Source organism: Kribbella sp. NPDC049227, assembly GCF_043197265.1.
Lineage (GTDB): Bacteria > Actinomycetota > Actinomycetes > Propionibacteriales > Kribbellaceae > Kribbella.
In genome coordinates this window covers 204,802-218,028 of the sequence record NZ_JBICST010000010.1, presented here as the reverse complement: position 1 = coordinate 218,028, position 13,227 = coordinate 204,802, and the positions used below count along the sequence as shown (strand labels likewise).

At 68.8% G+C, this 13,227-nt stretch carries 7 protein-coding genes; 2 read left to right on the top strand and 5 right to left on the bottom strand.

Features of this window, described 5'->3' with window-relative positions; genetic code table 11:
* Positions 1–4 precede the first annotated feature (4 nt).
* Positions 5–2,761: a hypothetical protein gene (locus tag ACGFH6_RS40375; protein ID WP_393395666.1), complete on the top strand. Its 2,757-nt coding sequence runs from the start codon at positions 5–7 to the stop codon at positions 2,759–2,761.
* On the opposite strand, the gene ACGFH6_RS40370 is transcribed toward ACGFH6_RS40375, so the two are convergent.
* The 5 genes from ACGFH6_RS40370 to ACGFH6_RS40350 all read right to left on the bottom strand — a co-directional run bounded on the left by ACGFH6_RS40370 (position 2,748) and on the right by ACGFH6_RS40350 (position 11,665).
* Complete coding sequence (locus tag ACGFH6_RS40370; RefSeq protein ID WP_393395663.1) at positions 2,748–3,797, bottom strand: methyltransferase; 1,050 nt, start codon at positions 3,795–3,797, stop codon at positions 2,748–2,750. The genes ACGFH6_RS40375 and ACGFH6_RS40370 overlap by 14 nt on opposite strands.
* 141 nt (positions 3,798–3,938) lie before the next feature.
* Entirely contained in the window at positions 3,939–7,019 is a 3,081-nt protein-coding gene (locus ACGFH6_RS40365; RefSeq protein ID WP_393395660.1) for a glycoside hydrolase family 2 TIM barrel-domain containing protein, read from the bottom strand.
* The gene (locus ACGFH6_RS40360; protein ID WP_393395657.1) at positions 7,016–9,139 is read right to left on the bottom strand and encodes a beta-galactosidase; all 2,124 of its coding nucleotides are present in this window, start codon (positions 9,137–9,139) and stop codon (positions 7,016–7,018) included. Before ACGFH6_RS40360 ends, ACGFH6_RS40365 begins: the two co-directional genes overlap by 4 nt.
* Positions 9,140–9,222: 83 nt before the next feature.
* The gene (locus ACGFH6_RS40355) at positions 9,223–10,230 is read right to left on the bottom strand and encodes a LacI family DNA-binding transcriptional regulator (protein WP_393395654.1); all 1,008 of its coding nucleotides are present in this window, start codon (positions 10,228–10,230) and stop codon (positions 9,223–9,225) included.
* A 34-nt stretch (positions 10,231–10,264) separates the two neighbouring features.
* The gene (locus ACGFH6_RS40350) at positions 10,265–11,665 is read right to left on the bottom strand and encodes a glycoside hydrolase family 28 protein (RefSeq protein WP_393395651.1); all 1,401 of its coding nucleotides are present in this window, start codon (positions 11,663–11,665) and stop codon (positions 10,265–10,267) included.
* A 170-nt stretch (positions 11,666–11,835) separates the two neighbouring features.
* On the opposite strand from ACGFH6_RS40350, the gene ACGFH6_RS40345 reads away from it, so the two are divergent.
* A complete protein-coding gene (locus ACGFH6_RS40345; protein WP_393395648.1) occupies positions 11,836–13,227 on the top strand; it encodes a glycoside hydrolase family 28 protein in 1,392 nt (463 codons plus the stop codon).

The following is a 13,227-nucleotide window of genomic DNA, read 5'->3' as shown; positions in this document are numbered from 1 at the left end:
CAGCATGCCTGTTGGTCGATGGACCCTGCCCATACTCGTCACGCTGCTCGCCACCAGCACCGGTTCGCTCGCCGCGGCCGGCCCGAACCCCCAGACCGAACCCCGCCCGGCCACCGCCTGGCACGACGGTGCCCTGCGCACCGATCCGGCCGGCCTCGTCGCTCGATCCGATCTCGTCCAGGAAGGACCGGCCTGGCGTGCATACCAGGCCATGCCACTCGGCAACGGCGTCCTCGGTGCCGCGGTCTGGGCCGAGAAGGGCTTCAGCGCCCAGCTCAACCGGGTCGACACCTTCCCCGATCTCAAGTCCGCCGGCCGGCTCGTCGTACCCGGTCTCGATCCGCTGATGCGCGCGTCCGACTACAAGGGCCGGTTGGCGTTGTACGACGGCCAGCTCGTCCAGAGCGGTGGCGGGATGTCGGCGCGCTCGTACGTGCGCGCCGATGCCGACCAGTTCGTGCTCGAGGTCACCGGTGCCGATCCCGGCAAGACGCAGACCGCTGATCTCAAGCTCTGGCCGGGTCGTACGCCGACCACCAGCGCGGCCGGTGCGGTCGCAGCGCTGGCAGAGACCTTCAAGGACGACGCATCCGGAGGTGTCACCGGAGCGGTCGCCGCACTGACCGCGCGGGCCCGGGACGTGTCCGCGACCGTGGTCGACCCGCTGACGGTCCGGCTCACCTTCCGGCCCAATCGCGACGGCAGCTTCCGGCTCGTCGTCGGCGTACCGTCGTACAAAGGCGGCGATGTGAAGGCGGCCGCTCGCCACGCGGTGGTCGAGTCGCACAGCAACCATCTCGCGTGGTGGCATGACTACTGGGCCAAGGCGGCGCCGATGCGGATCACGTCCGCCGACGGCACCGGCGAGTACGTCGAGAACCTCCGCACGCTGCAGCTCTACACGATGGCCGCGTCGATGCGTGGCCCGGTGCCGAGCACCCATGGCGCCGTGGTCCGGATGTTCTCGTCGTCCCAGGACCAGGCCGACTGGGATCAGGATGCGTACTGGCACTTCAACCTGCGCATGCTCGTGTCCGCGAATCTCGGTGCGGGCATCGGCGATCTCAACGCGCCGTACTTCGACTTCTATCTCGACCAGGCCGCGGCGATGAAGGAGTGGACCCGCACGCACTGGACCGGCGCGCGCGGGATCTGCGTGCCCGAGTTCCTGCGGTACGACGGGACCGCGGACGGCTGTGACAACACGTCCGAGCCGAACTACACGACCCGCATCCTGAGCAGCGGGGCCGAACTGGTGAACAACATCTGGCAGCAGTACCGCTACACCGGCGACCGGGCGCTGCTCGACCGCAGCTACCCGTTGATGCGGGACGTCGCGGACTTCTACCTGTCGGCGCTGACACCAGGTGAGGACGGCTACCTGCATCTCGAGCACGTGAACGCACTCGAGGTGCAGTGGGACACCAACGACCCCGCACCGGACCTCGCCGGGATGCGGGTGATCTTTCCGATCGTTGCCGACCTCGCCTCGGCGCGAGGTGATGGGGCGTTCGCCGGTCAGCTGCGTGACGCGGTCGGGAAACTGCCGCCGTTCCGGACCGTGCAGCGTGGTGGCGAGGAGGTACTCGCATGGTCCGGCACCGATGAAGAGGCGCACAACACGCAGAACCCGGAGATGGAGGCACTCTGGCCGTGGGGTCTGTTCGACGAGACCTCTGGTCTGATGCAGGCGACGTACCGGCAGCGGGTCTATCCGCAGGACAAGGACTGGGGGATGGATGCCACGTGGGCCGCGCGTCTGGGACAGTCGGATGAGGTGAAGCGCCTTCTGCTGAAGGGGATTGCGGACTTCCAGATCTATCCGAACGGCTTCACCGTCCACCGGCCGGGTCAGGAAGCGGTGCGCAACCACAGCTTCTACAACGAGTGGGGCGGGGTCGTGACCACCGGTCTGCAGGAGGCACTGGTGCAGTCGTACGACGGTGTCGTCGACGTCGCGCCGGCGTGGCCGAGCGACTGGGACGTGTCCGGGTCGGTGCAGATCGAGGGCGGTCACCGGATCAGCACCGAGGTGCGCGGCGGCGTACCGGATCTGGTCGGGATCGAAGCCGGAAGCAAGGACACGCTTCGGGTGCGCAACCCTTGGCCCGGTCAGCAGGTGCGTGTGATCGATGATCACGGCCGGGCTGTCGTGGCGCCGACGACTGCTGACGTCTTGACGGTCCCGGTGGCTGCGCATGCGTCGTACGTCGTGGAGCGGGTGACTGTGCCGTTGTCGTCGTTCCGGTTCGTGCCGTTGACCGGTGCGCCGGCCAACGCGGTGAAGACGGTCGGCAACCGGATGCTCGGCGTACCTGCGAGTGAGCCGCCGCTGCTCAGCGATCTGGTCAGTGTGCGGACGCCGGAGAAGCTGTCGAACCTCGTGAAGGCTCAGACCGGCGCGCCGATCTATGTGGATCGCAGCTACACGATCACCGATCTACCGACGCAGCTGACCGGGCGGGCGTTGGTACCGGGCGCCAACGACGACTCGAAGGCGACCGGTCCCACGGACTACGTCACGCTGGATCTGAGCCAGCCGGCCACTGTGTACGTCGCCTTCGACCCAAGGGGCGAGGGCAACTGGTGGCCGGGATGGCTCAGCTCGTTCACCCGGACCGGCGAGACCGTTGGCACGACCGATCAACGGCTCATCCTGTTCAAGCGCGACGTACCGGCCGGGCAGCTGGCGCTCGGGGCCAACTCCGGGATCGTTGACAAGGGCAACTCGACCTACATCACCTTCGTCACCCCACGCTAGCCACGACGATCCGGGGATGCTGCCCGGCGACAGCGACGTCGTACACGTCGATGACCCGCCAGGCGGCATCCCCGATCATCCTGGCCGCCTGTTGGTGGTTCAGGATCGCGACCACCAGCCCGTCCGGCGCGAGGATCTCGCGCCATTGCGCCAGGTACGGCGTGAAGCTTCCGATCCCCAAGCGGACGTCCCAGGGTGGATTCGTGAGGATGCGATCCACCGGACCGTCGAGTCGTGCCGCGTCGCCGGTGCGCCAGACGACGGCAGAGTCGCGCGGCGAGTTCATCCGCGCGGCCGCGACGGCGATCGCCTCCCGATCGATCCCGCGGTACATCGCTCCTGGCTCGATGGCCTGTGCTTCGAGAAGCAGCGTCCCCGCACCACAGAACGGATCAAGGACCCTGCGCCCCGGGGTGATGCGTGCCAGCCGGGCCATCGCGGCGGCCACCGGCGGATGCAGGCTGCCGGTGACCGTCTGCTGGCGCCAGACGCGGCGGTGCAACGGGACGTCGTACGGCCGGACGCCGATCCACAGCGTCTTGCCGTCGAGGATGACCCGCCACTCCGTCCGCTCGACCGGCGGAGCCTCGCCGGCACGGCGCGAGTGGTACCTGGCGCCGGACAGCTCCTGGATAAGTCCGCCGGCCAGGTCCTCGATGTCGAACCGGTTGTGGTTGCGCCGGCCCAGGGACGACGCTGTCACCGCGAAGTCCCCCGCATCGTGAGTCAGCTGTGCGCAGGCTTCGGTGACGGCCGCTGCGAGATCCTGCTTGGTGCGCCCCGGATCGGGAACGGCGGCCTGGACGACGAACAGGTCGTCGGCCAGGCGTGGTGGGCTGGTGATGATCGTCGCCGCGGTGGGCTCGACGATGAGTTGTCGTTTGGACAGGTCGATCACCCGGTGGCCGGCCGTGGCCAACTCCTCGGCCGCCAGTTGCTCCAAGCCCGTGACGGTTCGCAGGAGGACCACCGGCTGCGAACCGGTGCGGAGGGCTTGGGTGATCGATTCTGCCGCGACTCTGCGCGCAGATCGCATGAAAGGTCTCCCGGTCAGCGGTCGGGAGCGGCCAGGTGGTCCGCTCCCGCATCGCCGGCCTCGGGCCGGTCGTGTCGAACACGACCGCTACAGCCTCGGACTGGCCAGCGGGGAGCTAGCTCAGTCGGAAGAAGTTCATGATCATGCGTCCGATCGTCCCACAGCGTGTTCGGGGCTGCGACCGAATTGATGGAACGTGAGGGTGAAGGTGTATGGCGCCGGCTCGAGGGTGTGCTGCGGGGTCGCGGGTGGACCGCAGGACGCGGAGCCGAGCCCGTTCTGGGCCAGGTCGAGGTTGAGGTAGACGTGGTCGCGCGGGGTCAGGTCGGAGCGGTGGTGGGCGCGTTCGAGATCCTCGGTCGTCCACCGGCGGGCGGTGAGCTGGAAGTACGGCGCTCCCTCAACCCGCAGGCCGTTGCCCTGGGCATCGGTCAGTTCTGCCCAGCGCACGTCGATCCGCGATCCGTTCTCCTGCGGTACGACGTACGGCGTCTGCAACTCGTCGACCGTGCTGGTGTACCGCCCGACTCGGGCAGCCTCCCGACTGTCGGCGTACGCCTCTCCCGGCCCGCCTCCGAACCATCGGACTGTGTCCAGGTTGCCCGGGACCGCCATCCGTACCCCGACCCGCGGCCAACTCCCGCACCGCGGCGTCACCGCCGTACCACTCCACTCGCCCTCAGGCTCCACCTCAACCGTCAGCCGCAACGCATCGTGGAGAGTCCACCGGTACGTCGCCCGTACCCCGACCCCAAGCCCGTCGGGGGCTACCCGGGTCCGCACGACGAGTTCCTGCTCTCCAACCTCGACGCCGTCCACGCGATGCAACAGCCGATCCAACCCAGCCGCCCGCCACTCCCCTACAACGCCGTTCCGACCACCTTGCCCGCAGTCGTTGTCCGTCGGCGCCCGCCACAAGTCCAGCTCTGGCCCGTCAACCTCGATCCCCCCAAGCCGAACCAGCCGACCACTACTCCGCTCAAACTCCCCCACCCCGAGAACAACCAGCCCTCCACCCCCACCCGACACAACCCGCTCCGGATGCACCCCGGTCGGCACGACCCGCCGCGGCTCCACCCCGCCCGACACAACCCGCTCCGGCTGGGCCGGGCTCCGCGCACCGTGCTGGTCCTCCGCACTTCCGCCGTCCAGGCGGAACTGGGCCCAAGCGACCTCGTGTCTGGCGGCGGCCCACGCCTCGTCCTTCGCCAGCACCGCCCGCACCGTCAACCACCGCTCACCACCCGGCGCCACCACCGGCACCCCGTCCGCACAGCGCCGAACCGGCGTACGCACCTCGGCCGGGGCATGCATCTCGACCGGTGGATGCAGGTCGACCGGTGGCTGCAGGTCGACGGTGGATCCTGCCTGCAGCTCGGGCACCTCCAGGCGGCCGGAGTTGACTTCCTCACCGTCCACCTCCTCCGACCACACGAACTCCAGGTCGTCGAGGGAGGCGAAGGTTCGGAGGTTGTGGATGGTGAGGGGATCGGGACCGGTGATCCGGACGGGTTCGATGACCTTCTTGTATTCGGCCAGCCCGGGTGACGGAGTGCGGTCGGGAAACAGGAGCCCGTCGATGCAGAAGTTGGCGCCGTGGACCCGCTCACCGAAGTCGCCGCCGTACACATGGTCGGTTGCTCCGGGCAACAGCAGACCGTGGTCGATCCACTCCCAGACGAACCCGCCCTGGAGTCGCGGGTACCGCTCGAGGACACGCTGGTAGTCGGCCAGCCCACCGGGACCGTTGCCCATGGCATGGGCGTACTCCGCGAGCAGGAACGGCAACCCACGGCGGCGGGTCTCCAACTCGGGGTCGTCCTCGGTCTCCGGCGGCACGTCCTCGGTCCGGGTGCCGATCGCTTCGAGATCCTCGAGCGGCGTGTACATCAGGCTGTAGAAGTCGGAGAACTCGTAGCTGCGGTCCCGCTCGTAGAACACCGCGCGCCCGGGATCGCGCTCGCGCGTCCACTCGGCGAGCGTGCCGAAGTTCCGGCCGCGGTGGCTCTCGTTGGCCAGCGACCAGACGATCACGCTCGGATGGTTCTTGTCGCGCTCCACCATCCGGCGCATCCGGTCCAGCATCATCGGCGCCCAGTCCGGATCGTCGGCCGGGTTGCCGCGCCAGTCGGTGTAGATGAAGCCGTGGGTCTCGATGTCGCACTCGTCGATCACCCACAGCCCGAGCTCGTCGCACAGGTCGAGGAAGGCGGGATGCGGCGGATAGTGCGCCGTACGGACCGCGTTGACGTTGTGCTGCTTCATCAGCACCAGGTCCTGCCGCATCGCCTCGACCGTCATCGCCCGCCCGCGGCATTCGTCGTGCTCGTGACGGTTCACTCCGCGCAAGAACAGCGGCTCCCCGTTGACTGTGAGCAGCCCGTCGGTCATCGCGACGGTGCGGAAACCGATCCGCAGGTCCACGGTCTCGCCGTCGACTGCGACCTGGGCGTCGTACAGGCGCGGTCCTTCGGCCGTCCATGGCTCAACACGTGGGATCGTGACGCTCTCGGCTGATCGCAGTTCGAGCCCGAGCTCAGGGATCGTGATCTGCGCGGACGACGGTTCGACGTCGACTCGCACCGTGCCGGCGCCGGTCAGGTGGTCGTAGTCGGCGTGGACGAACACGTCGCCGATGAGCGGCCGGCTGAGCAGCGTCACGTCGCGGAAGATCCCCGGCAGCCACCACATGTCCTGGTCCTCGAGGTAGCTGCCCGACGACCACTGGTGCACTCTCACCACCAGCAGGTTCCGCCCCGGCTGCAACAGCTCGCCAACGTCGAACTCGCTCGGGAGCCGGCTGCCCTTCGCCGTTCCGACCTCGGTCTCGTTGAGCCAGACCTTGAAGCAGGAGTCGACGCCTTCGAAGCGGAGTACGGCGCCAGCTCGAGGCCAGTCGTCCGCGAGGTCGAACCAGCGACGGTGGTCGCCGGTCGGGTTCGCCTCCGGCGTCCGCGGCGGGTCGATCGGGAACGGGAACGCGGTGTTCGTGTACCGAGGCCGGTCATGCCCCTGCAGCACCCAATGCCCCGGGACTTCCAACTCATCCCAGTCCACGTCCACGTCGGCCCGCATCACATCCGCCGGCGCTTCAGCCGGACCACTCCACAACTTGAACTCCCACCGCCCGTTGAGACACACGTGCGGCCGCGAAGACCTCAACCAGGCCCGTGGCTCCCGGCATCCGCTCCCCGGCGCCAAATCCTCGTAGTACGGAGTCATGCCGGCCCCTCCCGCAACACCCGAACATCCCAAGCCCCCAACTCGACCCGCGCCACCAGGCCCCCACCCAGCACATCAACCATGTCCGCCGGTGCTTCAACAACCACCGCCGTTCTGGACCAGTTGTGCACGAACCACAACCGCTCCCCCACCCCGTTGACCGCAGACAAAGCGGTCACAGCCTCCGGCACTTCACTCCACGGCGAGCCTGCGCCCGCGGCACGGTCGGTGGAGGTAGCGGGCACAGGGGAGGCATCGCCGTCGGTGGGACAGGAGCGGGCGGGCAGGGACGCGATCGCTCTTGCAAGAGCCGGGTCCGGGACGGTGCCGACGTAGGTCACGCGACCCTCTCCCCAGCTCTTGGTGGTGACGATCGGTCGTTGGTCGCCGGCGGGATGGGTGAACCACGCGACCGGATCGGCGTCGTCGACGAGCAGTGTCTCCGCCCAGCGCGTGGCGTGTCCTTCGAGGCCGCTGACCGGTAGGTCTTCGGCGAGGTTCTCGTATTCCTGGTAGTGGAGGCCGGCTGCCTCGGCCAGGCGAGGTGGGGCGGGCTCGGGGCGGGGGCGAGCCTCCGGATCCGCGTAGCCGGTGCGTGGGCCGATGATCAGGTGGCCGCCGGCTCGGGCGTACTCGCGTAAGACCTCCAGTTGTCGATCCGACGCGATGTAAAGCGCGGCGACCACGAGGGTCGGGTACTGCGCGACCAGGGCCGCGGGATCGTCGCCAAGGTGCTCGACGGGTAGGACGCCGGGGCGTAGGCCGGCGTCCAGGATGCCGGTGTAGAAGGCGCTGACGATCGTCCGGTACGACGACCTGTCCGGCGCACCACCCGCATGCGCGAGCGGCGGTTGGAATTGGAGCGCCCAATCGCTCTCAACCGACCACACGACAGCCACATCGACGTCGGGCCGCAGCCCGACGACCGACGATCCGGCCCGCGCCAGTTCGTCCCCGATCACCGCGATCTCGTCGTACACCCGGCCCGGTTGCAGGTCGTGGCCGAGGATTCCACCCCAGAACGTCTCCGCACCGTGGTGGATCGAGTGCCAATGCCAGTACTCGACCATCCGCGCGCCACGCGACACGAACGCCCACGCGAGCTGCCGCAGCTGACCGTCGTACGGCGGCCGGTTCTGATGCGAACCACCGATCGACGTCGCATTCGTCTCGGTGACGAGGAACGGCTCGCCGCGCGACCCGTGCAGGCGGTCCGCCGCCAGAAACAGCTCCGCGACGCTCCGCCCGATCCACCCGACCTCGAGTCGCGACGGTCGCGCCGGCCGCTCCAGACCATCCTGCACGTCTACATAGATGTTGCCCGCCGCAACGTCCAGCCGCGACGTCAGCGGTACGTCGGCCACCGCGGGCCGATCGTAGGCCAGGCAGGTCGTCACGAACTGCTCCGGCCGCCGCAGTTCCCGAACCAACTCCGCCTGCCACCCGATGAACTCGGTCGTCCGCTCCGCCTGGAACCGTCGCCACGCCAGGTCGTACGACGGCGTACTGTTCCCGTCCGGTCGCCACAGCTCGGACCAGTCGCTCAGCCGATGCGACCAGTACGTCAGTCCCCAGGCCGCGTTGAGCGCCTCGACCTCGCCATAGGTCGCCCGCAAGCGAGCAACGAACGTCGAGAACGCCGCCGAGTTGTGCGCGAGCAGCACCCCGGGCTCGTTGTCGACCTGGTAGCCGATCACGGCCGGATGGTCGCGATACCGCCCGACGATCCGCCGGATCACCCGCTCCGCGTGGAACCGGAACGCCGGCTGCCCGAAGTCCACCTCCTGGCGGATACCCCACGGCACCCGCTCCCCGGTACGGCGCTCAGCCGCGATCTCCGGATGAGCACGCTGCAGCCATGGCGGTACGGCGTACGTCGGAGTCCCGAGTACGACGTCGATCCCGCGCTCACCGGCCGCGTCGAGCACAGGCAGGATCCACTCGAGGTCGAACACGCCGTCTCGTGGTTCCCAGGTCGACCAGACCGACTCACCGACCCGGATGGCGGTGATACCGGCCGCCGTCATCAGCTCCAGATCGGTGCCGATCCGGTCGCCGGCTTCCCGCGGCAGGTATTCGGGGTAGTAGGCCGTCCCGAGCACAACACGTGGCGGCAGCATGAGTAGACGCTAACTCATGCCGCGATCCCTGTGCAATCGTTTGCACGCAAGGAAACAAAGGCAGGGAGTCCCGCGCAGGGAGTTCAGCTGGTACGGATCCGGGCCCGGCGACGCGCCGGACCGGTGCTGGCCCGGATCACCAGCTCCGGCGTGAGCAGATCCGGCCGCGGCCAGTCATTCCCGGCCAGGCGCGTGGCGAGTTGCTCCCAGGCCAACTCCCCCAGCCGAGCCCGCTCATTCCGCAACGACGTGAGCGGCGGCCGTGCGTACGCGGCGATCGGGATGTCGTCGTACGACGCGACCGACAACTCGGCCGGGACGTCGACGTCGTTGTCGTGCATCCAGCTGAGCAGCCCGACGCCGACCAGGTCGTTGAACGTGATCACCGCGGTCGCGCGACTGCTCAGCACGGTCGGCCCGGCGTCGTACCCGTGGTTCCCGGCCCAGCCGCCGTCCATCTCGTCCAGCGTGACATCGAGGGATCGCGCAGTACGACGCAACGTCCGGCGGCGTTCACCGTCGGACCACGAGGACGCCGGACCGCCGACGTACAGGACTCTGCGGTGGCCTAGACCGGTGAGATGTTCGAGCAGCAGCCGGCTCGCTGCCCGGTAGTCGATCGCGACCGCGCCCGCGTTCTTCACGGTCCGGTTGATGCACACCACCGGCACCGGCAGGGCGAGCGCCTTCTCCAGGCCGGCGCGGGTCAGGCGCGAACTGCAGAGCACGAGCGCACCGGAGTGGTCGACCAGTTCCTCGACCAGCCGCAGCTCCTCGGCCGGATCCTCGCCGCTCTCCCCGATCAGCAGCCGGTAGCCGCCGGCCCGCGCCGACGCCGCCAGGCCCTTGAGAACCTCGGAGAAGAACGGGTTCGTCAGGTCCGGCACGGTCACGCCGACCGTCAACGGCCGGCCCAGCTTGAACTCCTGCGCCCGCTTGTCGGCGCGATAGCCCAGTTCTCCGGCCACCGCCCGCACGTGCGCGACGACCTCGGGAGAGATCAGGTCGGAACCGTTCAGCGCCCGCGACACCGTGGACACCGACGTGCCCGCCTCGCGCGCCACGTCGATCAGCCGAACCCGCTCCGCCACCACTCACCTCTCACCTCTGCGGGGCGGGGTTTCGTCACCCCACCCTCGTGCCCGCGATCCAGACGTTCCGGATCGTCACATCGTCGGCGTACTGTACGACAGCTTCCGCCGCGACCTGGTCGAACGTGCTGTTCGTGATCGCCACGGAACGAATCCGCTGCGTCTCTGCTCCTACCATGCGATACGCCCGTTCGGCCCGGGTCACCCGGACCCGGTCGAACCGGATGTCGCGGACGTCGGGGAACAGCGACTGGTCGCCACCACCCTGGTAGCTGAAGGTGATCTCGAGGGGACGATACATCCACGCGCGGGAGTCCACGTCGGACAAGTCCACGTTGCGTACATACCCGCCGCGCGTCGAGGTCGACTTCACGCACAGCACCCACTGGACGTACGCCTCCTCCGCGGCCGGGTCGGCCGGCATGTGCAGGCGGCGTACCCAGACGTCCTCGACCCCGCCGCTCATCTCGCTGCCGATCGCGACCGCGGCACCGCCGCTGACGAAGGTGCAGTCCTCGATCAGGATCCCGCGCGAGGGCAGACCGAGCCGCCGGCCGTCGGCGTCCCGGCCGGACTTGATCGCGATGCAGTCGTCGTGCGTCTCGAACGTGCAGTCGCGGATCAGGACGTCGGTGCACGACTCCGGGTCACAGCCGTCGCCGTTCGGGCCGAGGTTGCGCACTGTCACGCCCTGCACGGTGACGTTGTGGCACTCCAGTGGATGGATCGTCCACATCGGCGAGTTGAGCACGGTCACGCCCTCGATCAGCACGTTCGTGCACCGGAAGGGCTGGATGAAACTCGGCCGGAGGTAGTGGCCGGCACCGAAGACGCGCTGCTCGACCGGGACCTGCTCGTTGTTCATCCGCTCCAGCTCGCCCCAGTCCTCGCGCTGGTTCGGCAGGCCGGTGTGCCAGCCGTACTGACCACTGCCGATCAGGTACCACCAGTGTTCGTTGTCCCCCGCGCCGTCGAGGACACCCGCACCGGTGATGCCGATGTCGGTCTGGCCCTCCGCCCGGATCAGCGACGAGTAGTTGTAGACCTCCACGCTCTGCCACCGGGTCCGGACGACGGGGAGGTAGGCGGCCGGGTCGGTGCTGAACCGGAGCGTCGAACCGCGCTGCAGATGCAGGTCGACCCGGCTCAGCAACTGGATCGCTCCGGTGTGCCAGACACCCGGAGGTACGACGACATGGCCGCCGCCGGACTCGTGACAGGCCCGGATCGCCGCGTTGATCCCGGCGGTCGCATCCGCCGGCGTGGCGCCGTAGGACGTGATCGGGAACCACGCGTCACGGAATCGCGGCGGCCGGATCCGCGCCCGAACGGCCTGCTCGGGACCGGCGCCGGAGGCGAGCGCGGGTACTCCGATGCCTGCAGCAACTACTCCACCTAGGCCGGCGCCGAGGATCTGACGGCGAGTGGGATGCATGGGCGGCACCTTCCGTTCGAGCTGTGCGGGCAAACCTTTGCCCGCAAGTATCCAAGAGATTCCGGGCCGGTCAAGAGTTCGTCCGCGCCAGCCGTTGACACCACGGGCCGACGACGGCACGATCGGTTGCAATCGTTTGCACTCTGCACTGCGTCTCGAGGAGGCTGAGCATGTCCGCCCCAGTTCGTCGCCGTACTCTCCTGTTGGCCGGCGGAGCGCTCGCGATCGTCGGCGGAGGTACCGCCCCGGCCGCCGCCGGCCGACCGTCCCCGGATCCCCAGGTCGACGCGATCCTGCGCCGGATCCGTCCACCGCGCTTCCGTGATCGGTGGTACGACGTGACCGACTTCGGCGCGGTCGGCGACGATTCGACCGACTGTACGGCGGCGATCCGGGCCGCCATCGAGACGTGTCACCGGCACGGCGGCGGCCACGTCGTCGTACCGGCCGGCAACTTCCGCACCGGCGCCGTCCACCTGCTCAGTCGGGTCGACCTGCACCTGGCTGCCGGGTCGCGGTTGGCGTTCAGCCAGGACCCGGCGGCGTACCTGCCCGTGGTGGCAACGCGCTACGAGGGGACGGAGTGCTACAACTACTCCCCCTTCGTCTACGCCTACGGACAGCGCGACATCGCGGTCACCGGCAGCGGTGTTCTCGATGGCCGGGCAGACGACACGCACTGGTGGGACTGGACCGGTGGTCCGCCGCCGAACGAGTCGCCCGACAAGACACTGCTCATCCAGCTGGCGGCGGCCGGCGTACCCGTGAAGGAGCGGGTGTTCGGCGCCGGGCACTACCTCCGGCCGAACCTGCTGCAGTTCAACCGCTGCACGAACGTGCTGCTCGACGGCATCACGGTCAAGGACTCGCCGATGTGGAACATCCACCCGGTGCTCTGCCGCAACGTGACCATCCGGGACGTGGTCGTCGACAGCCCGAACGGGCCGAACAACGACGGCATCGATCCCGAGTCGTGCACCGACGCCCTGATCGAGGGCTGCACGATCTCCACCGGCGACGACTGCATCGCGTTCAAGTCCGGCAAGGACGCTGACGGCCGGCGGGTGAACGTGCCGACGCGGTACGCCGTCGTCCGCGACTGCGAGATGGCCGACGGGAACGGCGGCGTGACGGCGGGCAGCGAGACCAGCGGCGGCATCATGGACATCTTCGTCCGCGACTGCACGATGAGCAGCCCGCGGCTGGAGCGCGCGATCCGGATCAAGAGCAATCCCGACCGCGGCGGCACGATCGCGAACATCGACGTACGCCGGGTGACGGTCGGGCAGGCCGCGGACTCGGTGATCGAGATCGTGCTCAACTACGCCAACGTCACCACCGGCGCCTACCCGCCGGACGTGCACGGCATCAGCATCAGCCAACTCACCGCCGCCACGGCGCCGCGGGCGCTGAACCTGCTCGGACTGCCCGACGACCCGCTCCGCGACATCCGGCTGCACGACTGCCGCTTCGACGCGATGAGCGAGGAGAACGTGATCCAGGACGTCGAAGGGCTGCGACTCGACCAGGTCTGGATCAACGGCACCCGCGTGGACAACTGA

Bases quoted from the DNA above. Each gene is read 5' to 3' on its own strand.
- ACGFH6_RS40360 (WP_393395657.1), bottom strand. From the start codon at position 9,139: ATGCTGCCGCCACGTGTTGTGCTCGGGACGGCCTACTACCCCGAATAC.
- ACGFH6_RS40350 (WP_393395651.1), bottom strand. From the start codon at position 11,665: ATGCATCCCACTCGCCGTCAGATCCTCGGCGCCGGCCTAGGTGGAGTA.
- ACGFH6_RS40365 (WP_393395660.1), bottom strand. From the start codon at position 7,019: ATGACTCCGTACTACGAGGATTTGGCGCCGGGGAGCGGATGCCGGGAG.
- ACGFH6_RS40345 (WP_393395648.1), top strand. From the start codon at position 11,836: ATGTCCGCCCCAGTTCGTCGCCGTACTCTCCTGTTGGCCGGCGGAGCG.
- ACGFH6_RS40375 (WP_393395666.1), top strand. From the start codon at position 5: ATGCCTGTTGGTCGATGGACCCTGCCCATACTCGTCACGCTGCTCGCC.
- ACGFH6_RS40370 (WP_393395663.1), bottom strand. From the start codon at position 3,797: ATGCGATCTGCGCGCAGAGTCGCGGCAGAATCGATCACCCAAGCCCTC.